The 23,864-nt window shown below is 70.5% G+C and carries 21 protein-coding genes and 1 pseudogene; 1 reads left to right on the top strand and 21 read right to left on the bottom strand.

The window, feature by feature from the left end; all coding sequences use genetic code 11:
• From F563_RS23130 to bchF, 21 genes and pseudogenes are all read right to left on the bottom strand, one after another.
• Positions 1 to 144: pseudogene (locus tag F563_RS23130) on the bottom strand (IS3 family transposase); the annotation flags it as partial.
• A 263-nt stretch (positions 145 to 407) separates the two neighbouring features.
• Positions 408 to 827, bottom strand: coding sequence for a hypothetical protein (locus F563_RS0117530; protein WP_156825247.1), 420 nt, complete (start codon positions 825 to 827; stop codon positions 408 to 410).
• A 65-nt stretch (positions 828 to 892) separates the two neighbouring features.
• Positions 893 to 1,912, bottom strand: a complete 1,020-nt coding sequence (locus F563_RS0117535) for a phytoene/squalene synthase family protein (protein WP_019015996.1) — start codon at positions 1,910 to 1,912, stop codon at positions 893 to 895.
• Between the two features lie 19 nt (positions 1,913 to 1,931).
• Positions 1,932 to 3,461, bottom strand: coding sequence for a phytoene desaturase (locus F563_RS0117540; RefSeq protein WP_026299681.1), 1,530 nt, complete (start codon positions 3,459 to 3,461; stop codon positions 1,932 to 1,934).
• A gap of 55 nt (positions 3,462 to 3,516) precedes the next feature.
• Positions 3,517 to 4,404 carry an alpha/beta fold hydrolase BchO gene (bchO, locus tag F563_RS0117545; RefSeq protein ID WP_019015998.1) on the bottom strand — a complete coding sequence of 296 codons (888 nt, stop codon included), beginning with the start codon at positions 4,402 to 4,404 and terminating at the stop codon, positions 3,517 to 3,519.
• Positions 4,401 to 6,140 (bottom strand): magnesium chelatase subunit D, encoded by a 1,740-nt coding sequence (locus F563_RS0117550; RefSeq protein ID WP_019015999.1) that lies wholly within the window; start codon positions 6,138 to 6,140, stop codon positions 4,401 to 4,403. Before F563_RS0117550 ends, bchO begins: the two co-directional genes overlap by 4 nt.
• A gap of 2 nt (positions 6,141 to 6,142) precedes the next feature.
• Positions 6,143 to 7,171: a magnesium chelatase ATPase subunit I gene (gene bchI / locus F563_RS0117555; protein WP_026299682.1), complete on the bottom strand. Its 1,029-nt coding sequence runs from the start codon at positions 7,169 to 7,171 to the stop codon at positions 6,143 to 6,145.
• A gap of 40 nt (positions 7,172 to 7,211) precedes the next feature.
• Complete coding sequence (gene hemA / locus F563_RS0117560) at positions 7,212 to 8,423, bottom strand: 5-aminolevulinate synthase (RefSeq protein ID WP_019016001.1); 1,212 nt, start codon at positions 8,421 to 8,423, stop codon at positions 7,212 to 7,214.
• The gene (gene puhE, locus F563_RS23135; protein ID WP_019016002.1) at positions 8,420 to 9,259 is read right to left on the bottom strand and encodes a putative photosynthetic complex assembly protein PuhE; all 840 of its coding nucleotides are present in this window, start codon (positions 9,257 to 9,259) and stop codon (positions 8,420 to 8,422) included. The genes hemA and puhE overlap by 4 nt, the downstream gene beginning before the upstream one ends.
• A gap of 7 nt (positions 9,260 to 9,266) precedes the next feature.
• The gene (gene acsF / locus F563_RS0117570) at positions 9,267 to 10,394 is read right to left on the bottom strand and encodes a magnesium-protoporphyrin IX monomethyl ester (oxidative) cyclase (protein ID WP_019016003.1); all 1,128 of its coding nucleotides are present in this window, start codon (positions 10,392 to 10,394) and stop codon (positions 9,267 to 9,269) included.
• Positions 10,387 to 10,695, bottom strand: coding sequence for a hypothetical protein (locus F563_RS0117575; protein ID WP_019016004.1), 309 nt, complete (start codon positions 10,693 to 10,695; stop codon positions 10,387 to 10,389). The genes acsF and F563_RS0117575 overlap by 8 nt, the downstream gene beginning before the upstream one ends.
• Positions 10,692 to 11,144: a photosynthetic complex assembly protein PuhC gene (gene puhC, locus F563_RS0117580; RefSeq protein WP_019016005.1), complete on the bottom strand. Its 453-nt coding sequence runs from the start codon at positions 11,142 to 11,144 to the stop codon at positions 10,692 to 10,694. The genes F563_RS0117575 and puhC overlap by 4 nt, the downstream gene beginning before the upstream one ends.
• Before the next feature lie 7 nt (positions 11,145 to 11,151).
• A complete protein-coding gene (puhB, locus tag F563_RS23140) occupies positions 11,152 to 11,820 on the bottom strand; it encodes a photosynthetic complex putative assembly protein PuhB (RefSeq protein ID WP_019016006.1) in 669 nt (222 codons plus the stop codon).
• Complete coding sequence (gene puhA, locus F563_RS0117590; protein WP_019016007.1) at positions 11,817 to 12,596, bottom strand: photosynthetic reaction center subunit H; 780 nt, start codon at positions 12,594 to 12,596, stop codon at positions 11,817 to 11,819. The genes puhB and puhA overlap by 4 nt, the downstream gene beginning before the upstream one ends.
• A gap of 4 nt (positions 12,597 to 12,600) precedes the next feature.
• On the bottom strand, positions 12,601 to 14,049 hold the full coding sequence (locus F563_RS0117595; RefSeq protein WP_019016008.1) for a PucC family protein: 1,449 nt from the start codon (positions 14,047 to 14,049) through the stop codon (positions 12,601 to 12,603).
• Positions 14,046 to 14,747, bottom strand: a complete 702-nt coding sequence (gene bchM, locus F563_RS0117600) for a magnesium protoporphyrin IX methyltransferase (RefSeq protein WP_019016009.1) — start codon at positions 14,745 to 14,747, stop codon at positions 14,046 to 14,048. The genes F563_RS0117595 and bchM overlap by 4 nt, the downstream gene beginning before the upstream one ends.
• Positions 14,747 to 15,652 (bottom strand): ferredoxin:protochlorophyllide reductase (ATP-dependent) iron-sulfur ATP-binding protein, encoded by a 906-nt coding sequence (gene bchL, locus F563_RS0117605; protein ID WP_019016010.1) that lies wholly within the window; start codon positions 15,650 to 15,652, stop codon positions 14,747 to 14,749. The genes bchM and bchL overlap by 1 nt, the downstream gene beginning before the upstream one ends.
• Positions 15,649 to 19,242 (bottom strand): magnesium chelatase subunit H, encoded by a 3,594-nt coding sequence (locus F563_RS0117610; RefSeq protein WP_026299684.1) that lies wholly within the window; start codon positions 19,240 to 19,242, stop codon positions 15,649 to 15,651. Before F563_RS0117610 ends, bchL begins: the two co-directional genes overlap by 4 nt.
• Positions 19,217 to 20,788 carry a ferredoxin:protochlorophyllide reductase (ATP-dependent) subunit B gene (bchB, locus tag F563_RS0117615; RefSeq protein WP_019016012.1) on the bottom strand — a complete coding sequence of 524 codons (1,572 nt, stop codon included), beginning with the start codon at positions 20,786 to 20,788 and terminating at the stop codon, positions 19,217 to 19,219. Before bchB ends, F563_RS0117610 begins: the two co-directional genes overlap by 26 nt.
• A 2-nt stretch (positions 20,789 to 20,790) precedes the next feature.
• On the bottom strand, positions 20,791 to 22,071 hold the full coding sequence (locus tag F563_RS0117620; protein WP_019016013.1) for a ferredoxin:protochlorophyllide reductase (ATP-dependent) subunit N: 1,281 nt from the start codon (positions 22,069 to 22,071) through the stop codon (positions 20,791 to 20,793).
• On the bottom strand, positions 22,068 to 22,679 hold the full coding sequence (bchF, locus tag F563_RS0117625) for a 2-vinyl bacteriochlorophyllide hydratase (protein ID WP_019016014.1): 612 nt from the start codon (positions 22,677 to 22,679) through the stop codon (positions 22,068 to 22,070). Before bchF ends, F563_RS0117620 begins: the two co-directional genes overlap by 4 nt.
• A 533-nt stretch (positions 22,680 to 23,212) precedes the next feature.
• Here bchF and F563_RS23145 point away from each other — a divergent pair.
• Complete coding sequence (locus tag F563_RS23145; RefSeq protein WP_162140602.1) at positions 23,213 to 23,854, top strand: cobalamin B12-binding domain-containing protein; 642 nt, start codon at positions 23,213 to 23,215, stop codon at positions 23,852 to 23,854.
• The last annotated feature ends 10 nt before the right edge of the window (positions 23,855 to 23,864 follow it).

Raw genomic sequence — 23,864 nt, forward strand, 5'->3', positions numbered from 1 at the left:
AAGCGTCCAGGCCGTACAGCCGATCTTGCCCGCGATCGACGTCTCAGCCGCCCATCGCGACGGATGCTCGTGCTCGTGATCCCGCACCATCCGCACCGCGCGCTCGCGGACCTCAGGCGAGAACTTGTTCGTCGTCTTGCTCATGCAGCCTCCACCCTCTCAGGAGTTGGAGCCTCCGGCAAAACCGGAGCGGTTCACCGGCGATCCGCCGATGACCACCCCCAGGACCTACACCACCGCCAGGGACAGGACCGTTGCCGGCAATCTCCGCACCGCCGGAGTGGTAGTTTGGGTACAGCAACAGAATCCGCATGACGTTCGCTCCCCGACCGGATGCAGGAAAGAAGCTGTAACGGCCACGCGTCGATCAGGCGTTGCGGTGGATCAATCCTGCAGTGCCGATCCGGTCAGGCCCGCACCCCGCTGCGGCTCACCGTTGGAGCGCCGGTCGTCGGATCCTGAGTCACACTCTGTACCAATGGCGAAGGGAAGGAGCGGTAGCGCGTCTTCAGCACGAGCCACGTGGACCAGGCACCGATCAGGAACAGGAACCCCGCCAGATCAACCAGTGAGAACCAGCGATCCGCCCCGGTCAGGACGTAGGCGAGCACGAGCTTGAGCGCCATGATGGCAAGGGCGCCGATCATCAACGGCGGCACGACATCGCCCAGCACGGCCAGGGACGAATGCAGTGCAGCGCGGGGGTCGGGGAGTCCGGCCGCTTCGAGCCGACGCGTTTCGGCGATGATGGCGTTGCGTCGTGTCACCGCTGTCCAGATCAGGGCGATACCGGCGGCGAACAGCACCAAGCCGATCACGTGTCGCAACGGGCGTCTCCATCCTGCGGATGATGTCTCGTCAACGGTCCCCTCCGGGCATCTCCCCTCCACCCTCAGCGGACGACGCGCGCCATGGCGAGGCGCCCAGTGCGATCGCGTCGCTCCAACCGATCATAGAGGCCGACGAGCCAAGCGATCCGCGAATCGAGGTCATTCCGGGAACGCCCATGCCGCGGAACGGCCAGCGCGGCCTCGACCAGGAATCGCGTGGCGGGGAGGGGCTCGTCGTCGAGCCGTGCCGTCGACCATGAGGCCGTGCGGGCAGCGCTTGCAGCAAGCAGCGCAAGCTTGCGTCGGGTCGGCACAACGGCACGACGGTCGACCGAGTTGCCGCCATGGCGCTCCACTTCCCGGCCGATCTCGGCGTAGATGAGGCGGGCGGCACCGATTCCGGCCCGGCAGGACGCCGGCAGACGTGCAATTCCGGCCTCGGCGCGCCGGTACAGCCGATCCGCTTCTGCGAGCAGAGCTGCGATCACCGTACCGAGCGCCGGCGTGAAGCGCGGCGCGGCAAGAAACGCGTCAGGATCGACGCCCACCGCCGCCAGCCAGTCGAGTGGCAGGTAGAGACGGCCCGCGCGGGCATCTTCGCCGACATCGCGCACGATGTTGGTCAGCTGCATGGCGACGCCGAGATCGCAGGCGCGCGCCAGCACGTGCGGATCGCGCGAACGCATCAGCAGCGCCATCATCACACCGACGGTCCCAGCGACCCGCGCGGCATAACCGTGCAGCGTGGCCAGGTCGGGGTAGCGGCGCATCTCGGCGTCCCACAGGAATCCATCGAGCAGCGCCTCCGGCAGCGCGCGCGGGATCGCGTGGTGCGCGACCGCCTCGGCGAAGGCCCGGTCGGCGGCGATTGCGTGCGGTCTGCCGGCGTAGGCGCGATCCAGCCGATCATGCAGCCGGGCGAGCGCGGCGGCCGGATCGGCATCGAGATCGATCGCATCGTCGGCAAGCCGGCAGAACGCGTAAATCGCGCACGCGGGATCGCGCACGCGCGCGGGCAGCAACAGCGAGGCGGCGAAGAAGGTCCGTGAGCCGCCGCGCAGCAGCGCGCGGCAGGCGGCCATGTCGGCGGGGCTTGGTGCGTCAGACGGGAGCGACATCGGGCACCACCGTGTCGAGCACCTTGGCCGAACAGAGCACGCCGGGCAGCCCCGCGCCCGGGTGCGTACCCGCGCCCACCAGATAGAGGCCGGCGATCTCCTCGCTCACATTGTGTGGGCGGAACCAGGCGCTCTGCATGAGCACCGGCTCCAACCCGAACCCGGCACCGCGCGGCGCGAGATAATCGGCCGCGAAGTCGCGCGGGGTGAGCACACGCGAGGTCACGACCTCGCGCTCCAACCCGGGCAGCAGCGTCGATGAAAGCCGGCGCGCGATCATCTGTCGGAACGGTTCCGCCTCCGCTGCCCAGTCGGTTCCGCTGTCGAGATTGGGCACCGGAGCGAGGGCATAGAACGCATCGCAGCCTGGCGGGGCGAGCGCCGGATCGGTCGCGGTCGGGCGGTGGAGGTAGATCGAGACATCGGTGGCGAGCCGCTTGCGCGTGAAGATGTCCGCGAGCAGGTCGCGATAGCGCGGTCCGAGCAGAATCGTATGGTGACCGACCTCGTCGTAGCGGCGGCGCGTGCCGAAATACCAGACGAACAGCCCCATCGAGGTGCGCGTCCGCGCGAGCTTGCGGTCGGTCCAGCGGCGGCGGTCTCCGGCAGGAACGAGCCGGGCATAGGTGTGCATGGAATCCGCGTTCGAGACGACGATCTCCGCGGCGATCGTTTCCCCATCGGCGAGGCGGACGCCGGTCGCGCGGCGATCGCGCACGGTGATGCCGGCAACCTCCGCGCCGCAACGGAGCGTCCCGCCCTGGCGCGCAATCAGCCCGGCGAGCCCGCGGACCAGCGCGCCCGTGCCGCCCATCGCGTAGTGCACGCCCCAGCGCCGCTCCAAGGCCGCGATCAGGCAGTAGACGGCACTCGCTGCGAAGGGATTGCCGCCGATCAGCAGCGGGTGGAAGGAGAGCGCGATGCGAAGGCGCGGATCGCGCACGTGGCGGGCGACGGTGGCGTGCACGCTTTGCCAGGCGCGCAGCCGGATCAGGTCCGGGGCGACACGCAGCATGTCGGTGAACCGGCCGAACGGCACATGCCCGAGCTCTTCGAAGCCGATGCGGCAGGTCTCCGCCGAGAGCCGCATGTAGCGCTCGTAGCCGTCGAGGTCGGCCGGGCTCAGCCGCGCGACCTCGGCGCGCATCGCCGCCGCATCGCCGGAGCAGGCGAACACCGTGCCGTCATCGAAGCGGATCCGGTAGAACGGATCGCAGGGCACGAGTGTCACGTCGTCGGCGAGGCGCCGTCCGGCGAGCGCCCAGAGCTCCTCGAACAGGAACGGCGCCGTGACGATGGTCGGACCGGCGTCGAAGGTGAAGCCGTCCTGGCGGAACACGCGCGCCCGGCCGCCCGGCTGATCCAGCCGTTCCAGCACGGTGACGCGCCAGCCGCGCGCGCCAAGCCGCACCGCGGCAGCGAGCCCACCAAAGCCGCTGCCGATCACCACCACGTGCGGCCGGGTGTCGGGTGCCCGCGATGGACGCGGCGGGGCGTCTGTCAATATCAACATCAGCGTTGAGTGTAACGGTAGCTTGACATGCTGTGCCAGTGAATCCGCAGCGTGGTCAACGGTCGACCGGCGCCAGGGCCGTCTCCTCGATGAGCGCCGCCACCAGATCCGGACGCTCCTCGTGGGCGAGATGACCGAGCTCAGGCAAGCGAACAATCCGCGCCGACGGCACCAGCGTGCGCACGCGCTCGGCATCCGTCGGCGGGACGGTGCGGTCGTTGGTGCCCACCATCAGCACGAGCGGCACGGCGAGCCTGGGCAGGTCGCGCGCGAGGCCCGCGAGGTCCCACGCCGCCATCATGTTCAAGGCGGCGGCGACGTGCCCAGGGCGGCGCAGCAGCCGCGTGTAGAAGTCGACATTCGCAGGCGGGAGTGTCGAGCCGGTTCCGGCCAGGAGCCGTTCCACCGTCGCGCGGTCAGCCGCCTGCCAGGACAGGAACCACGGCACGACCGGCAGACTCACCATGAAGCGCGCGAGACCCGAGAACCACGGCAGGTCGCCCGGGCCGTTGCGGATCGGCACCAGCGCGCCGTTCAGCGCGATGATCGTGCGGGGTGACAGGATGCCGTCCAGCGTCATGCGCGCCAGCACCGCGGCGCCGGCGGAGTGTCCGACCGCGACGTCCGGCGTCTGGCCAAGCGCGGCGAGCAGCGCGGCGACACGCCGCGCCATGCCCGGCAGGGTGAACCCCTCCTCGGCCGGCGCCTCGGTGAAGCCGTGACCCGGCAGATCCGGCGCGATGACGGTGAAATGGCGCGCGAGCAGCGGCAGCAGGCCGGCCCAGGAATGCGTCGCCGCCCCGGTGCCGTGCAGCAGCAGGATCGCCGGGCCTTCGCCCATCACCTGGACATGCCAGACGATCCCGCCGGCGGGCACGAATTGGCTCGCGCTCCGGTTCGGCCAGTCCCGTCCGTCATGCGCCCAGTCCGGGTAGCGCGTCATCGTGATGCCTCGATATCCGCGCGTACTGCATGGCTCAACGCGGTCGCGTCGGCGTAGGGCAGGGCGAGGTAACGCGCCCCCATCTCGCGCGCGATCCGTTCCGCTGTCGGTTGCGGTCGTGGTGCGGTGTCGATCAGCAGGCAGGCCCGGCCGGACGCGCGCAGCCGACGCGCCGCGTCCAGCGCGTCCTGCTCCGCCTGCGGACGTCCAGGCGTGCCGTCGCGGGCCACGTTGGCACGGCCATCGGTGAGCAGCACGGTGATCGGTGTCCGACCCTTGCGGGCGACGCTGTCGGCGACCCCCTCGATCATGTCGAGTGCTGCGGCGAGCGGCGTGCCGCCGCCGCCAGGCAGCCCGGCGAGGCAGCGCCGCGCGCGCGCGAGCGAGCCGGTCGGTGGCAGCACGAGCTCGGCCGTGCGGCCGCGAAAGGCGATCAGCGCCACCGTGTCGCGGCGCACATAGCAGTCGGCGAGCAGGAGCTCGACCGCACCCTTGGCCTCGGCGAGCCGGGCCAGCGCCGCTGAGCCGGAGGCATCGACCGCGAAGATGGTCGTCGTCAGCGATGGCGCCTTCAAACGCACCAGCCGGATATCGTCGCGGCGCACGATCACGCGGCGCGCGGCATTTGCTGCTTCGAGCCGGCGCAGCGACTGCCACGGGGCCGCCGCGCGTAAGGTCTCGACCAGGGCCAGACGCTGGCCGCTGCGCAGCGTGCCGAGACGCGTGCCGGCCGGACGGCCACGCCGTACCGTACGTCGCTGCGCGCCGGCCTTCCCATCGGCACGCGGGCCGCTGCGCGGCGCCTCGCCTAGCCGAAGGGCGGCGAGCAAGGCCGAGGGGATCGCCGCCCTTGCGGCCGCCACGACCACATCCTCCAACGGCACCGCATCCTCCCTCGCGCGCTGCTCGTCAGGCGGTGGTGACGGGTCAGGCGCGGTCGGCGCATGGGCTGGCGGCTCGTCGGGCAGCGGCAGTCGCGTCGCACGGGGTGCGAGCACGAGCCGCGCCGCCAGCGCCACATCCGCCTCATCGACCCGATCGCGCCCCGCCAAAGCGGCCGCGGCGCGCGCGACACGAACCGCCTGCAGCGGCGCCCGCAGGGATGCGATGCCGAGCGCGGCAGCTGCGCTACAGAGCGCATGCAGCACCTGCGAATCGGCCGTGACGGACGCGAGATGCGCGCGCGCCTCGTCGATCGCCGTACCAGGATCGGGCGACGGCAGGGTGCCGGCCTCGAGCGTGAGATGGATCGCGAGCCGCTCGGCGAGCGCGGGCGGTGCGCGTTCGTCCTCGGCAAGACCCTCGTCGAGCGCGATCACGCCGAAGCGTGACGGCAGGCGCAGATCGATCCCGTCGCGCTGCATCGCGACTTCGCCGGCGTCCATCGCCGCGGCGATCCGCGCCGCCGTGCCGGGCGGCAGCCGATCGGCCATCGCGAGCAGCAGAGCGCCGCCGTCGCTCGCCGCGAGAATGCCACGCTCCGCGATCGGCCGGCCGGCGGCAAGGGTCGCGGCCAGATCGAGACCGCCGAGCAGACGGTCGTCAGGCACGGCCGGGGGCACGCGACGGAGCGGGGTGTGCGCGGGCCAGAGCGCGCGCAGCGCGGCGAGCCATCGATCGCGCGCGGGACAAGGCCCCGCCCGCAGCAGCACGCCCGTGCCGACCGGATCGACCGCGAAGATCGCAGCTGCGGCCTGCGCATCCGACATCGGCGAGGGGATCACCCCGCCCGACATCGTCAAGGTCCGAACAGTTCGCCGAGCGCGCGCTCGATCCGCGTGGTCGAGGCGGTCTCATCCAGCGGGTTGCGGCGCAGGCGATGCCGCAACGCCGAGGCCGCCACTGCGCGGACATGCACCACGGCCAGCTCGGTCTCGCCCGCGAGGGCGGCGAGCGCGCGCGCAGCACGCACCAGCGTCAGCTCTCCACGCAGCCCGTCGGTGCCGAGCGCCATGCAGAGCCGGGCGGCGTTCTCGAGTACGCTGTCGCCAACCGCGACATCGGCAAGACGCGCGCGCGCCGCGACGATCTGCCGGCGCAGCTTGGCCTCGGCCTTGCTCCAGGATGCAACGAAGCCCTGCGTGTCGCGCTCATAGGCGTCGCGGCGCTTCACCACCTCGATGCGCGTCGGCAGATCGTCCGGCGTGCGCACCTCGACCGAGAGGCCGAAGCGATCGAGCAGCTGCGGGCGGAGTTCGCCCTCCTCCGGGTTGCCGCTGCCCACCAGCACGAACCTCGCCGGGTGGCGGATGCTGATACCCTCCCGCTCGACCACGTTCTCGCCCGAGGCCGCGACATCGAGCAGCAGATCGACCAGGTGATCCTCCAGCAGGTTCACCTCGTCGATGTAGAGGAAGCCGCGATGGGCGCGTGCGAGCAGCCCGGGCTCGAACGCCTTCACCCCCTCGCCGAGCGCGCGCTCGATATCGAGGGCGCCGACCACCCGATCCTCGGTCGCGCCCAGCGGGAGATCCACAACCGGGACCGGCACGGTCTCGGTTCGGAATGACGCGGCCCCGGCGCACGTGGGGCAAAGCCCTGCGGGTGCGGTCGGATCACAGCCATACGCGCAGCCCTGCACCACCTTCATCGGCGGCAGCAGCGCGGCAAGCGCCCGCACCGCAGTGGACTTGCCCGTGCCCCGATCGCCGAACACCAGCACCCCACCGATCGTGGGATCGACCGCGGCGATCAACAGCGCACGCTTCATCTCCTCCTGCCCGACGATCGCGGTGAAGGGGAACGGCGCGCGGCGCGCGGCGCTCACGACGGTTGCGGTGCGGGCGGCGTCGTAGGGCAAGGAGGGCTCAGGCCGCGCGCTTCAGGTGCAGGTCCGACCAGATCGCGGCGAGCGCATCGACCAGATGATCCATGTCCTCCGAGCTGTGCAGAGGCGAGGGCGTCACGCGCAGCCGTTCCGTGCCGCGCGGCACGGTCGGGTAGTTGATCGGCTGCACGTAGATCGCGTAGCGGTCGAGCAGGATGTCGCTGATCCGCTTGCACTGCACGGGGTCGCCCACCATCACGGGAACGATGTGGCTCGGGTTCGCCATGTGCGGCACGCCGATCGCATCGAGACGGCGCCGGAGTTCGGCCACGTTCGCGTGCATGCGCGCGCGCTCCTCAGCGGAGCGCTTGAGATGGCGGATCGCGGCGCGCGCGCCGGCGGCGACCGCGGGCGGGATCGCGGTGGTGAAGATGAAGCCCGAGGCGAAGCTGCGCACGAAGTCGATGAGGTTCGCCGAGGCCGCGATGTAGCCGCCGACCACACCGAAGGCCTTGCCGAGCGTGCCCTCGATCACGGTCAGACGGTGCGCCACGCCGTCGCGCTCCGAAATGCCGCCGCCGCGCGGGCCGTAGAGCCCGACCGCGTGCACCTCGTCGAGATAGGTCATCGCGCCGTGCGCCTCGGCCACATCGCAGAGTTCGGCGATCGGCGCGATGTCGCCGTCCATCGAGTAGACGCTCTCGAAGGCGACCAGCTTCGGCCGCTCTGGATCGAGCGCCGCGAGATGCCGGTTCAGATCCTCGGGATCATTGTGCTTGAACACGATCCGCTCGGCCTTGGAGTGGCGGATGCCCTCGATCATCGAAGCGTGGTTCAGCGCATCCGACAGCACGACGCAGCCGGGCAGCCGCGCGGCGAGCGTCGAGAGTGTCGCCCAGTTCGACATGTAGCCGGAGTTGAACAGCAGCGCGGCCTCCTTGCCGTGCAGATCGGCAAGTTCCTGTTCAAGCTTGACGTGATAGTGGTTCGTGCCGGCGATGTTGCGGGTGCCGCCCGCGCCCGCGCCGCAGCGGTCGATCGCCTCGTGCATCGCGGCGAGCACCGCCGGGTGCTGGCCCATGCCGAGATAGTCGTTGGAGCACCACACGGTGACCTCGGCCGTGCCCTTGGCGCGGTGATGCGTCGCCCGCGGGAACTTGCCCGCCTGGCGCTCGAGATCGGCGAAGTGGCGATAGCGCCCCTCCCGGCGGAGGCCATCGAGGGCGGAGCGGAAGAAGGCTTCGTAGTTCATGTTGCCTCCGTGTGTGCAACGGCGCGGGCAAGCGGCGCCCGCCGGTGGGAACTGGGTTGGGACGGCTCGTCGGGAAGATGTCCGGCGCGTCCGCCGAGGCTCCAGGACCAGAGCGCCTCGGATCGGATCGGCAGCACCAGGAAGGCATGCTCCAGCGCGCCGAGTGCTGCGAGCGTGCCGAGGATCGCCAGCGCCGTGGCATCGACGGGTGAGGCCTCGGCGGCGGCGGCGAACAGCAGCACCGCGGCGAGCAGGGCCGCGGCGAAGGCCGGCGGGAACAGCGGGTTCATCCGGCCTGCACTGAAGTGGCTCGCGAGGTAGCGCATGTGCTCGGGCAGCAGCCCCGCATAGGTGTTGCGCACGCCGAGAAAGATGTTGAGCTTGGTCGAGGTTCGCATGGCCCAGAGCAGCAACATGGTCCAGGCGCCGGTCATGGTCGCCCCACCCCAGGAAAGCGCGAATACCAGCGCGGTCAGCGCGAGGATGGTGAGTTCGTGCCAGAGGATCGCCCCGACCGCGAGGCGGAACCGGGCGGCAAGCGACAGGCCAGCCGGTGCCGCAGCGCGGTTCGGGCCAGTGATCAGGCCGGTGAGGAAGGTGAGTTCCACCCAGGCCCAGACCATCAGCCCGCAGGCGAAGGAGAGATAGACCGCGCCGGCGGACGTCTCGCTGGCCGTCGCCGCGATGCCGGCGAGTGCCACGACCAGCAGCCCGCTCGCGGCTGTCACACTCCTGCGCCGCGCCCGCCGCGGCAGTCCGTTCAGCCAGAAGATCGCGCCTGTGCCGAACCACCACGCGAACAGCGTGGCGGCGATGGCGAGCGCGTTCGCGGTCACGGCACGCCTACCAGGCCGGGCTCAGCCGCACCTGTGCGGGCAGCGGCGCGTGCTTGCCCGGCAGCAGGTAAAGGCGGAGGAAGGTCGCGGCAGCTGAAAGACCGAGTCCGAAGCGGCGCAGCCTGCCGCCGAAACCGCCTTGCTTCTTGGCCTCGCCCATGGCCTCGGTGATGCGGAACATCCGCTCGAGACCGCGCAGGAACGCTGGATTGTCGATGTCCAGCGTTACCGGGAAGACCTGCTTCGAGACCTCCGTCGTGATGCGGAATACCTGCATGTCGTACTCGGTCGGATCCAGGCCGAGCGCCTTGTGGAACTCGGGGCGCGCATGGTCGCGTACGAACATGGTGGCGAACACGGCGAGCTGGAAGAAGCGAACCCACAGCTTGTTGAGGCCGGTGAGCATGTCCGGGTTGGCGCGCATCAGCAGCGCGAAGGCCTCGCCGTGGCGGAACTCGTCGTTGCACCACTTTTCGAACCACTTGAAGATCGGGTGGATGCGGTTCTCGGGGTGCTTCTCCAGCTGGCGGTAGATCGAGATGTAGCGCGCGTAGCCGATCTTCTCGGACAGGTAGGTCGCGTAGAAGATGAACTTCGGCTTGAAGTAGGTGTACTTCTTCGCCTTGGTCAGGAACGAGAGATCGACGCCGACGCCACAGTCCTTCAGGCTGTCGTTGATGAAGCCGGCATGGCGGCTCTCGTCGCGCGCCATGTAGCCGAACAGCGCCTTCATGTCCGGGTTGGAGGCGCGCTTCTTGATCTCGGCATAGAGCACGCAGCCCGAGAACTCGGCCGTAACGGAGCTCACCAGGAAGTCGAGGAATTCCTTGCGCAGCCCCTCCGGCAGGTCCTCGAGCCGGAACGCGTCGAACTCGTCGGTGCGCGTGAAGTGTCCCTTGTTCGGGTCGGACTCGAATTCGGCCATCAGCCGGTCCCAGTCCTCGCGGATCGGGGCGACGCTCATCTTGTCCATGGCGTCGAAGTCGGTGGTGTAGAAGCGCGGCGTCAGGACCGTGTCCTGCAGCGCGAGCTTGGTCGTCTCGTTGACCGGCCTTCGCCCCGTCGCGCGCTCCGCGGCGACATCGGCGATCGTCTCGTTCAGCGCCTTCTCCGGTGCGGGCGTCACGTCATACATGTGCCGCCGCCTTCGGTTCGAAACCGACATGGTAGAGCTCGGTGAGCTCGAAGATCGCCGCCATCTCGGTCTTCCAGCGATCAAACCAACCCGCGCGCACGACAGTCGCGCGGCAGGTCATGGTGCGACGCTCGTTGTAGCCGATCCTGGTCGGCACGCCGTGCAGATAGACCGTGTCGCCCGGGTTGATGTCGATGCCGACAGGAATCGCATAGGCGTGCAGGCTGTCGGGCGATTGTTCGATATCGACCTCGCATGTGATCTCGACCGTTCGTCGGCCGAGCAGGCGATCGATGATCATGGCGTGTTCCTCCCTGCCGTGACCAGTCTCGCGAAGGTTGCCACCTGAGTCTGACCGAAGGCGCCGATATCGACAAACCGTCCTGTGGCGGGGTCCTCCAGCGTCAGCCTGCCGTCGCCCCAGACGGTCAGGCGGAACGGGGTCTCGCGGCCGAGCTCCTCGCGCTTGCGCTCGCGCGCGAGCCCGCGCAGGGTCGCCCGCACGAACCCCCCCTCGCCGGGCGCGATCTCGCTCACCGTCGTGCCGGCGCGCGCATCGAGGATCGCAACGCCGCCATCGGCCCGATCCTCGAAGCGCAGGTCGCGCACGGCCACCGGCCCGCCAGCGGGCCTGTCCTGCGGCTGATCGAAGCCGCCCGCGGCCAACACGCCGACCAGCGTCACGGCGATCATCGTCCCGCCCACCACCAGCGGGTTCGCGATCAGACGGCGGGGCGACAGGCTGGTCATGCGCTCCTCATGCCACCGCGGGTTCGGGGTGTCGCGCACCCTGCCCGGCCACGTCGAGCGCCGGCTGGGCCGGGGTCGGCATCCCGGCCGCGGCCGCGAGCGCGCGCGACAGCAGCTGCGCCACCTCGGCCGGCGCGCGGATCGTACGCAGGCTGGGCTCCGGCACGCTGAAGCGCCACGGACGCACATGCGGCCACATCAGCAGATAGGATACCCGATGCGGCGCGGCGAGGCCGAGCGCGATGTCGCCGGTGCCGTCGCCGTGCAGCTTCACCTGGGCCGAGGCGACCGCCGAGAACGGCAGGTTGACGCTGACCGGCAGCGCCGCCCCGCCCTGGATCACCACCCGCCGCGTCGTCACGGAGTAGACCGTCGCGCGCGCCGAGAGCCAGGCGAGCAGGGTCACGGTGCCGAGCGCGGTGAACGCCAGCAGGATCAGCGGCACAAGGCCGTACACTGCGTCCGTGGCGCTGAGCCCGTCGCGCAGACCCGCGATGAAGCCCAAGGCTGCAAGAGCCGTGAAGTAGATCGCCAGTGCGCGCACCCGGTAGGCACGCAGCGCGAGCGGCCACCACGCCGGCGCGCCCTGCCACAGCAGCCGCTCGCCCTCGGGCAGTCGACCGGGAATGCCGCGGATCTCCTCGGCTTCGTGCTCGAGCAGGATGGGCGCGGTCACAGCAGCGGCCCCAGCCGATCGGGTGTCGCGTACATGTTACCGCCGCCGAAATAGGCGCAGATCCGATCCTCCTCGCGCATCGTGATCTGCTCGGGGCTGCGCAGCCCGGGCGCGGCGGCGAAGTGGCGCGCGAGCACCGAGGCGACGTTCACCTTGCGGCGGGTCGCGTTGATCGTGACCAGCGTCATCGGCACCAGCACCTGGCGCGGCCCGGCCGGTGTCGCGACCTCCGCTTCGAGATAGCGCAGGATCACCTCCGACTTGTCGACCCAGACATCGCGGCACGTACCGGCCACCTTGCCATCGGCCGCGACCACCTCCATGCCGCGCGGGTCGGGATCATCCGCATCGATGTGGAAACCGGGCGCGGCCCGCAGCGGCACGATCTTCGGGCTGTTGTCGTCGAAGGTGCGCTCGGGCTCGTCGGCGCGGAGCGCGTAGGCGGCAGGCCCGACACCGTCCTGCATCGGATCGCCGGTCGGCGTCAGCGGCGACCCCGGGACGGACGAGACCGGCGCGGCGGCGAGTGGCGGCTCGTTGTCGGGCCGCGGCTGGACGACCGTCGAGCCGTCATGCAGCAGGAACGTCTTCTTCTCGGGCATCGCCGGGAAGCCCTGCACGACGACACGCCCGTCGGTACGGTCGCTCACCAGCGGATAGCCCTCGCGCTTGTTCTCGCGCAGCAGGTAGAACACCAGGCACGCGAAGAAGATCCAGAACGCATAGAGCACGACCTGTGCGACATCGATGTGTCCAGTGATGGCGCCGGTTTCCATGACCTCACCTCGCTCTCAGGCTGGCGGGTGACGCGGGTGCGTCGAGCCGCCGTGTTGGCCGTGCCGGCGCCGGGCGTGCTGCACGCACGAGCGGTCCGATCACGGCGAGGGCTGCGAACAGCAGCACGATCTCGATGACGTACACCGTGCCGTAGCCGGTCTCGGGCCCGGTCAGCGCCGGGCCGAGACGCCCCGATGCCGCGAGGGCGACCACGGCGTCGCGGATCAGCCCGCCGAGCGCGATCGCCACACCGGCCGCGGTCGCCTGCACGGCGCCCCAGGCACCGAGCGCGAGCCCGACCTTGCCCTCGGGTGCCGCCTCCATGCAGGCGCTCAGCATGCCGACCGTGAGCAGGCCGGCACCGAAGCCGATCAGCGCGGTGCCGGCGGCGAAGAAGGCCGGCGAGTCGAAGGGCGCTGCGGCAAGCACGAGCACGAAGGCGACGATTCCGGCGAGCGCGCCGTGTGCCGCCAGCCGATGCGGGTCGAAGCCCCGGCCGAGCGTGCGCGCGGCCAGCGCAAAGGCTGCGACACCGCCAGCCGCGAACAGCGCGGTGAGCGTGGTGGTGGTGCCCACGGAGAGCCCGAGGATCTGGCCGCCATAGGGTTCGAGCAGGATGTCCTGCATTGCGAAGGCGCCCGTGCCGAGACCCACCGCGACCAGCCGGCGATCCCATTGCCGCTCGGCGCAGAGCTCGCGCCAGCTGTCGCGGAACGAGGGAATCTCGCGGTCGTGACGCGTGCGCTCCGGGTTCCGCGCCTCCTGCTTCCAGAGCGCGATCACGTTCAGCACCATGGTGGCGACCGCCGCGCCCTGGATCACCTGGATCAGGCGAAGCTGGCTGAAGTCGCGCAGCAGCGCGCCGAAGCCGAGGCCGGCGACCAGCATCCCGATCAGCAGCATCAGCGACATCAGCGCGACCACGCGCGGCTGCGTCTCGCGCGGGGCGAGATCGGTCGCGAGCGCGAGCCCGACCGTCTGCACCGTATGCAGCCCGGCGCCGACCAGCAGGAACGCCACGGCCGCGCCGGCATGGCCGACCCACATCGGCCCCGTCGTGTCGCCCGACAGCAGGATCAGCGCGAAGGGCATGATCGCGAGTCCGCCGAACTGCAACAGCGTGCCGAACCAGATATAGGGAACGCGCCGCCAGCCGAGGAACGAGCGATGGTGGTCGGACTTGAAGCCGATCAGCGCACGGAACGGCGCGAACAGCAGCGGCAGGGCCACCATGGTCGCGACCAGTCCGGCGGAGACGCCGAGCTCGACGATCATCACCCGGTTCAGCGTGCCGACCAGCAGCACCGCGCACATGCCGACCGAGACCTGGAACAGCGACAGTCTGAGCAGGCGCGGCAGCGGCAGATCGGGGCTCGCCGCGTCGGCGAAGGGCAGGAAGCGGGTACTGACCCGCGTCCAGCCTCGCGCGAGCGTGGCGTTGAGGTGCCTCATCGGCGTACCAGCTCCAGCGCCTGGCTGGTGTAGAAACCCGAAGCGATGCGCTGCGTCCGTGCGGCCTGCCACCCGGCAAGGCCGGGCGCGTCGCTCAGCAGATGCCGCAGGCGCCGGTCCGCCACCGGTGCGATCGAGGGGGCACGATCACGCTTGGGGAACAGGGATCCGGCCGCGTGCATCGCCGCGAGCAGCGGTGTGCGCGGGGCGAAGGTGAACAGGATCGACCCGCCGGTCCGGGCCGCAAGCCCCGCGACCGCCTCGACCGCGTCCGCCGCGCGGTAGTGGATCAGGCTGTCCATCGCGACGACGTGATCGAACGTTCCGAGTGCGGGATCGAGCATGTCACCGACGAGCCAGGTGACGTGGCCCGCACCGTGATCATCGCCGGCGCGCTCGTGCGCGAGCCCCACCAGGGTCGGCGAGAGGTCGATCGCGACCACCTCGGCGCCGCGCCGCGCCGCCTCGATCGCGAGCGCGCCTGTGCCGCAACCGGCATCCAGGATGCGGGTACCGCGCAGATCGACGGGCAACCACGACAGCAGGGTGCGCCGCATGGCGTCCCGGCCGGCGCGCACGGTGGCGCGGATGCCCGAGACCGGCGCATCGGATGTCAGGCGCGTCCAGGCCTCGACCGCGGTTCGGTCGAAATAGGTGAGCAGCTCGCCGCGGCGGCTCTGATAGGTCGCGCTTGGCATCAGTCGAAGCCCAGCAGGTCGAAGATCTCGCGGTCGCGCAGCGGCTGCGCCTCCAGGGGCTCGGTGCCCGCCCAGAGGGTTGCCGCCAGCCGCAGATACTCCTGCTGCACCGCCTCGAGCTCGGGCGAAGGCTCCATCTCGAACAGCGTGGCCTTCTTGAGGCGGGAGCGGCGGATCACGTCGAGCGAAGGAAGATGCGCGAGCAGCTTCATGCCCGAGGCGTCGTTGTACTTCTCGATCTGGTCGGTTGCATCCGAGCGGTTGGCGATCACGCCGCCGAGCCGCACGGGATAGTTCTTCGCCTTGGCCGCGATCGCGGCAACGATCCGATTCATCGCGAAGATCGAGTCGAAGTCGTTGGCGGCGACGATCAGCCCACGATCGGCATGCAGCAGTGGGCTCGCGAAGCCGCCACACACGACGTCGCCGAGAACGTCGAAGATGACGACATCGGTCTCCTCCAGCAGGTGATGCTCCTTGAGCAGCTTCACCGTCTGGCCGACCACGTAGCCGCCGCAGCCCGTCCCCGCCGGCGGCCCACCCGCCTCGACACAGAGCACGCCCGCATAGCCCTCGAACACGAAGTCCTCCGGCCTGAGCTCCTCGGTGTGGAAGTCCACGCTTTCCAGCACATCGATCACGGTCGGACAGAGCTGCTTGGTCAGCGTGAAGGTGCTGTCGTGCTTCGGGTCGCAGCCGATCTGCAGCACGCGCCGGCCGAGCTTGGCGAAGGCGACCGAGAGATTCGAGGAGGTGGTGCTCTTGCCGATCCCGCCCTTGCCGTAGACCGCGAACACCTTGGCACCCTCGATCTTCAGCGTCGGATCGGCGTGCACCTGCACCGAGCCGTCGCCGTCGGCGCGCCGGGGCCGCGCCCGTGGTCTCGCGAGGTCGATCGCGGTCATGCGGGTGCTCCCATGATGCCTTCGAGCCGATCCTCGAGCTCCTCGCCGGCCTGGCGCAGGCGGTCGAGCACCTCCGCCGAGGGGCTCCAGTAGCGGCGCTCGTGCGCCTCGATCAGGCGGTTGGCGATCTTCGCCGAGGCGGTCGGATTCAGCGCCGCGAGCCGCTGGCGCATCGCATCGTCGAGCATGAAGGTCGCGGCGAGATGGTCATAGACCCACGGCGCGACCTGGCCCGTGGTGGCCGACCAGCCCATCGTGTTGGTCACATGCGCCTCGATCTGGCGCACGCCCTCGTAGCCGTGCGCGAGCAGTGCCTCGAACCATTTCGGGTTCAGCGCGCGGGTGCGCGTCTCCAGCGCGACCTGCTCGGCGACCGTGCGCACGCGACCCTCGCCGCGGGTCTGATCGCCCACATAGACCGCCGCATCCGACCCGCGCGCGCGCTTCACCGCCCGGCTGATCCCGCCGAGCGTGTCGAAATACTGATCGATCGTGGTGAGCCCGACCTCGATGCTGTCGAGGTTCTGGTAGGTCACGTCCACTTTCGCCAATACCGCGCTCAGCACCGCGTCCTGGCGCATCGGCCGGCCATCGACGCCATAGGCGAAGCCCTTGCGGCGGATATAGGCCTCGGCGAGCTCGTCCTCCTCCTGCCACGCGCCGGTCTCCAGCAGGTGGTTCACGTTCGCCCCGTAGGCGCCGTCGGCATTGCCGAACACCCGCAGCGCCGCCTGCTCGATCGTGCCGCCGTGCTCGGCGAGATGGGCGAGCGCATGCTTGCGGATGAAGTTCATCGCCTCGGGCTCGTCGGCCTGGGCCGCCAGCAGCGCCGCCTCGGCGAGCAGCTTGGTCTGCATCGGCAGGAGGTCGCGGAAGATGCCCGAGAGCGTGACCATCACATCGATGCGCGGCCGGCCGAGACGGTCGAGCGGCACGAGTTGCGCGCCGGCGAGCCGGCCGTAGCTGTCGTGGCGGGGCTCGGCGCCCATCAGCCAGAGCGCCTGGGCGATCGGCCCGCCCTCGGTCTTCAGGTTGTCGGTGCCCCAGAGCACGATCGCGACCGTCTCGGGGAGCGCGTTGCCGTCCGCGATGTGGCGCGCGAGCAGCTTCTCCGCCTGGCGCGCGCCATCGGCCATCGCGAAGGCGGAGGGAATCTTGAACGGATCGAAGCCATGCAGGTTGCGCCCCGTCGGCAGCACCTCGGTGGTGCGCAGCAGGTCGCCGCCGGGCGCGGGGCGGACATAGCCGCCATCGAGCGCGTGCAGGATCGCGCGCGTCTCGGTGTCGTCGGCCAGGAGCGCATCAAGCCGTGCGCGCTCGGCGGGATCCGCGACGTTCGCCGCATCGAGCAGTTCGGCCCGCTGGGCCGCATCGGGTGGCTGGCCGACCACGTGCAGCCCGTGCGGGATCAGCGTGTACTCCAGTTCCAGCAGCGCATCCGTCAGCCGGACGATCTCGGCGTCCGGATCGGCCCAGGGTGGTTCGGCGGTCGCGAGGTCGACCGCGGCCGCCTGGGCCTGCACCACGCCCGCGAGCGTCAGACGCGCATTCGGGTCGGTGTCGGGGTCCTGAGCGCGCCAGCGATCGATCGATGCCTTGAGGTCGAGCAGGCCGCGATAGAGCCCGGCATGGGCCACCGGCGGCGTGAGATACGAGATCAGTGTCGCACCCGCGCGCCGCTTCGCGAGCATCCCCTCGGAGGGGTTGTTCGATGCATAGAGATAGAGATTCGGCAGATCGCCGATCAGCCGATCGGGCCAGCACGCCGCCGAGAGCCCCGCATGCTTGCCCGGCATGAATTCGAGCGCGCCATGGGTGCCGAAATGAAGCACCGCATCGGCGCCGAAATCCTCGCGCAGCCAGCGATAGAACGCCGAGAAGGCGTGCGTCGGCGCGAAGCCGCGCTCGAACAGCAGCCGCATCGGATCGCCCTCGTAGCCGAAGGCGGGCTGGATGCCGACGAACACATTGCCGAACTGTGCGCCGAGCACGAACAGCGATGCTCCGTCGGATTGCGCGTGGCCGGGCGCCGGTCCCCACTGCGCTTCGATCTCGGCGAGATAGGGCTCGCGGCGGACATGATCATCGGTCGGGATGCGTGCCGCGACATTGGCATGCGCGCCGTGGCGCGCGGCATTGCCTTCGCAGATCACGCGCCGGAGCACCTCGGCATTCTCCGGAAGCTCGACCGCGTAGCCGGCATCGCGCATCGCGCGCAGCGTGTTCCAGGCCGAGGCGAAGACCGAGAGATACGCGGCGGTGCCCGTCGCACCCGCATTGGGCGGAAAGTTGAACAGCACGAGCGCGACCTTGCGCTCGGCGCGCGCGGTACGGCGCAGCGACACCAGCTTCGCGACGCGCGCGGCAAGCGTGCATGCACGCTCGGGGTGCGAGGCCATGTCACGCCGCGCCTCGCCCTCGACCGACCAGGACCGGCCGCCGAAGGTCATGGGCCAGATCGCGCCGTCGAGCTCGGGCAGCGCGACCATCATGGTCGCCTCGACCGGCGTCAGGCCGCGCGGATCGGCCTGCCAATGCTCGACCGTCTGGAACTCCAGCGGATGCGCGGCGATGTAGGGCACATCGAGCCGGGCAAGGATCGCCTCGGCCGCGCGTGCGTCGTTGTAGGCCGGACCGCCGACCAGCGAGAACCCGGTCAGCGAGACGAGCGCATCGATCGCCGGCGCGCCGTCCTGCATGAAGAAGCGTTCGATCGCCGGGCGCGCATCGAGCCCCGAGGCGAAGGCCGGAATGACACGGAGGCCCCTCGCCTCCAGCGCGGCGATCGCGCCGTCGTAATGCGCAGTGTTGCCAGCGAGCAGGTAGGAGCGCAGCAGCAGAACCCCCACCGTGCCCGCAGCGCCCTCGCTCGGCAGATCCGCGAGCCGCTCGGTGATCCGGCCGCGCGCGCGGGGGTGGTAGAGACCGACCTCCGGGTACTGCACGGGCGCGGCGACGGTTAGCGCCGCGCCAAGTGCCGCGCGCGGACCGGCCGCATAGCGCCGCACCAGCATGCACACCAGGTTGGCGATGTTCTCCTGCGATCCGCCGAGCCAGTACTGCAACGCCAGGAAGTAGGCGCGCACGTCCTGCGCCGTGCCGGGGATGAAGCGCAGGAGCTGCGGCAGGCGGCGCAGCATGGTCATCTGGCCCTGGCCCGAGGAGCCGTGGCCGGAGGACTTGCCGCGCAGGCGCTTGAGCAGCGCGAGCGGCCCGCGCGCCTCACCGCTCATCGAGAACCGGCCGATCCGTGTCAGCCGCACCACTTCGCCGGCCGACATCATGCAGAGCATGGCGTCGCATGCGTCGCGCCGGGCCGTGAGCGCGGGCAACACGGCACGGATGTGATCGTCGAGGAACAGCATCGTCGCCACGACGATGTCGGCACGGCCGATATCCGCGATGCAGGCGGCCAGCGCGGCCGGATCAGCCCCCCACTCGTCGGCGGCGTGCACGGCGAGTTCCAACCCAGGCAGTTCACGCCGCAGCACCGCCCGCGCGCTCATGGCCGCGCCGGTCAGGTGACTGTCCATCGTCACCACGACCACGCGGATCGGCGTGGCGTCAGCGGGCGTAATGCGCCTTGGCATCGTACAGCGTCTCGACGGTGATGGCGGCGAGGCCACGCTCGGCGGCGTAGCGCTCGGTGTTGCGGCGGGCCTTGCCGCGTACGAAGAACGGGACCTTGCGCAGCTCGCGCTCGGCATCGGCGGCCCAGACCGGCGCGGCTTCGAGGACAGGAGCCGCCGCCGCGACGGCCGGGGAGGAGGCGGCCGGGGCGGCGGCGGCAGTCGCGCCAAGGTGGGACGGCGCGGCTTCGTCGTGGAACTCGAAATCGTCGCGGAACATCGCCAGCAGATGCTCCTCGAGTCCCATCATCAGCGGATGCACCAGCGTATCGAACAGCACGTTCGCGCCCTCGAACCCCATGACGGGGGAGTAGCGCGCGGGGAAGTCCTGCACATGCACCGGGGCGGAGATCACGGCGCAGGGGATGCCGTGCTTCTTGGCGATGTGCCGTTCCATCTGGGTGCCGAGCACAAGCTCGGGCTGGAGCGCGGCGACCGCTTCCTCGACTGCGAGGTAGTCGTCGGTGATCAGCGCCTCGACGCCGTGACGCTTCGCCGCTTCGCGCACCTCGCGGGCGAGCTCGCGCGAGTAGCTGCCGAGGCCAACCACGGTGAAGCCCATCTCCTCGGCCGCGACCCGCGCGGCGGCGATGGCGTGTGTCGCATCGCCGAACACGAACACGCGCTTGCCGGTGAGATACGTGCTGTCGACCGAGCGGGAATACCACGGCAGGCGCGATGTCTCGTGGTCGAGCACGGGCACCGGGTCGACGCCGGCCAGCGCCGCGACCTCGGCGATGAAGTCGCGCGTCGCGCCGACGCCGATCGGCACGGTCCGGGTCGCCTTCTGGCCGAAGCTGCGGGCGAGCCAGGACGCGGCCTGGCCGGCGATCTCGGGATAGAGCACGACGTTGAAGTCGGCCTCGCCGAGTCGCGCGATGTCGGCCGGGGTAGCGCCGAGCGGGGCCACCACGTGCACATCGATGCCGAGCCGCGCGAGCAGGAGGGTGATCTCGCGCACATCATCGCGGTGGCGGAAGCCGAGCGCGGTCGGGCCGAGCAGGTTGCAGCGCGGCCGGCGGTCGGCCAGGCGCGCCGGCCGCTCGGTGCCCGGTGGCGGCGCGTGCGGTCCGGCGAAGGCGCGCACGATCTGGTAGAACGTTTCGGCCGCGCCCCAGTTCTCCTTCTTGGAATAGGACGGCAGCTCGAGCGGCACGATCGGCACGTCGAGCCCCGCCGTGCGCGCGAGCCCGCCCGGATCGTCCTGGATCAGCTCAGCGGTGCAGGAGGCGCCGACCAGGATCGCCTCGGGCCGGAACCGCGCCTGCGCCTCGGCGAGTGCCGCGCGGAACAGTTCGGCCGTGTCGCTGCCGAGATCGCGCGCCTGGAACGTCGTGTAGGTGACCGGCGGGCGCTTCTCGCGCCGCTCGATCATGGTGAACAGCAGGTCGGCGTAGGTGTCGCCCTGTGGCGCGTGCAGCACGTAATGCACCCGCTCCATCGCGGTCGCGACCCGCATCGCTCCGACATGCGGCGGTCCTTCGTAGGTCCAGACCGCGAGCTGCATGGCTACACCGCGAGCCTGGTGCGCCGATCGAGCGGGCGGGCGAACAGCGCGGCGAGATCGCCCGCCTGGTCGTAGCCCTGGATCGGCGTGAACACGAGCTCGATCGACCACTTGGTGGTGAAGCCCTCGGCCTCGAGCGGATTGGCGAGCCCGAGCCCGCACACGGTGATGTCGGGGCGGTCGGCTCGGCAGCGGTCGAGCTGGCGCTCGACATGCTGGCCCTCGGCAAGTCGCGTCCCCTCGGGCAGCAGATCGAGCTCCGGGCCGAGATGGCCGCGATGCAGATACGGTGTGCCGACCTCGATCAGCCGCATGCCGAGTTCTCGCGCCAGCGTGCGCGCGAGCGGGATCTCGATCTGGCTGTCGGGAAACAGGAACACGCGCTTGCCCGCGAGCGATGCGCGGTGGGCGGCCAGGGCGCGCACCGCGCGCGACTCGGCGAGCGCGGTCGCGTCGCGGAAGCGCGCCGGTGTGACTCCGAACGCGCGTGCCGCCGCGTGCAGCCACAGCGTCGTGCCCTCGGCGCCGAGCGGGAAGGGTGCGGGCAGATGCGTGGCTCCGCGCGACTCCAGCAGGCGCGCGGTCTCGCCGAGCCAGGGCTGGGCGAGCAGCATCCGCGTGCCCGGCCCGACCGGCGGCAGGGCCGTCGAGCGGCGCGGCGGCAGGAAATCGACGGCCTCGATTCCCATCGCCGCGAACAGGCGGCGGAACTGGTCCTCCACCACCTCGGCGAGCGCGCCGACCACCAGCAGGCGTGGAGTCTCATCGGCCGCGGGCAGTTCCGGCACCAGCGCGGCGAGGCAGGCATCCTCGCCCTGGGTGAAGGTCGTCTCGATGCCGCTGCCCGAGTAGTTCAGCACCCGCACGCCCGGCGCGAACTGCCGGTTCAGCCGCTCGGCCGCGCGCGACAGATCGAGCTTGATCACCTCCGAGGGGCAGGAGCCGACCAGGAACAGCAGTCGGATGTCGGGCCGGCGCGCAAGCAACTGTTGCACCACCCGATCAAGCTCGGCATTCGCGTCCGCCAGCCCCGCGAGGTCGCGCTCGTCGATGATGGCGGTGGCGAAGCGCGGCTCGGCGAAGATCATCACCCCGGCAGCGGACTGCATCAGATGCGCGCAGGTGCGGCTGCCGACGATCAGGAAGAACGCGTCCTGGATCTTGCGGTGCAGCCAGACGATCCCGGTCAGGCCGCAGAACACCTCGCGCTGGCCGCGCTCGCGCAGCACGGGAGCATCGGCGCAGCCGCCGCGCGCGGGGGCGAGGGCGGCCGCTGCCGTCATTGCGCCGGTTCCGCGGCCGTCCGGCCCGGGGTCCAGCGTGCCTCGTCGCGTCGGGCCGCGCGCAGCTTCAGCACGAACTGCGCCGCGTTCACGACATAGGCGGCGTAGGCGGCGAGGGCGACCAGCATCTGCTCGCGCGCGTCGCCCAAACCGAAGATCAGCATCGCCAGATAGGCGGTGTGCAGCCCGATCACCAGGAAGGAGAACACGTCCTCCCAGAAGAACGGGCGGGCGAAGAGGTACTTGCCGAAGACCTCCTTCTCCCAGATCGAGCCGGTGATCATGATGGTGTAGAGCACCACCGTCTTGGCGATCACCGAGATCGTGGCGAGCAGCAGCCCCTCGCCGGTGGCCAGGAAGCGCAGCACCAGCGCGAGACTGACCAGGAACACCGCGAACTGGAGCGGCGCGAGGATGCCCTGCACCACGGTCCAGGGCGAGGCATCGCGCCGGGCGCGCTCCTCCGGCGTATAGAGCGGCTTGCGCGACACGGGCGGACGAGGCGCGCGCCGGGCGCCGGATGGGCGGTGCTGGCAGCCCGCCGCCGTTCCCCAGGGACAGGCGTCAACCGCAGCGATCAGGCGATCAAGCACGGTCGGTGTCAGCATGGCTTGACAAGCTCCCCGTCCCTCGGGTCACGCTGGCGTTATCGGTTGCGTTGGTGCGCCAGCGTGCCGGCCCGGACGAAAGGCCTTGCATGCAGGCCGATTGTTTCGGCAACGTTGCATTCTTCCCTCCCCAGGGCGGCGAACGCCTCGGAAGGGAAGGCTAGAGAAGCCGGATGCGGAGTGTCAAGAACGATTGACGTAAGGTTTGCTTGACAGAGAACTGCCGCCGACGGCTAGATACGGGAGGAGGAGGTCCAATGGCCGCGTTCCAGGAGCCATCGGCATCGAGTGGCCAGGACGGCGAAGGCGGCCGCGGTACGGCTGTTCCGCGCGGCTTCGCGGAAACGTTCGGCGGCCTCCATCGCCGCACGCCCGCACGCGCGGCGGCCGACGAGAATGGGAACCATCCGGAAATCGCCTCTGCTGTCGAAACCCGCGTGGTCCCATGGATGGTGCTCGCCCATCGGGGGGCTGCGACGCCGTCCCGCGCGGAGAGAGCCGGTGCCGCGCCGACGCGCGACGATGTGACCGCGTTGGCGGAGGCTGCTCGCCACAACGACCTCGCCGCCGTGATCGGTCTGATGGACCGGCTCTGCGATGCCGGCGCGGCGCTTGATCAGCTCTATCTCGACCTCGTCTCCCCTGCCGCCGCCCTCCTTGGCCAGATGTGGCACGACGACACCGCCTCGATCGCCGAGGTCACGGTCGGCCTCGCCTGCCTCCAGCGCATGATCCATGCCTTCGGGCCGGCCTTCCACCAGGACGATCTGCGCCCCGATCCGCGCCGGCGCATCCTGCTCGCGCCGCTGCCGGGCGAGCAGCACAGCTTCGCGCTGGTGCTGGTCGCCGAGTTCCTCCGCCGCGCCGGCTGGGATGCCGACAACGGCCGGGTGCTGTCCTGCGCCGGGCTCTGCGACGTGCTCCGCCGCGAGTGGTTCGCGCTCGCCGGGATCTCGGTGAGCTGCACCACCCGGCTCGACACCATTGCCGCGACCATCCACGCGATGCGCCAGGCCTCACGCAATCGCGGGCTCGGCATCATGGTCGGCGGTCCGCTGTTCACCCTGCACCCCGAGTTCGTGGCCCAGGTCGGCGCCGATGCCATGGCGACGGATGCCCGCCACGCGGTGGCGCAGGCCGATTCCCTGGTTGGACTGATGGCAGGTCGCGCTTGAGCCTGGACGA

Source organism: Elioraea tepidiphila DSM 17972 (assembly GCF_000378465.1).
Classification (GTDB): Bacteria; Pseudomonadota; Alphaproteobacteria; order Acetobacterales; family Acetobacteraceae; genus Elioraea; species Elioraea tepidiphila.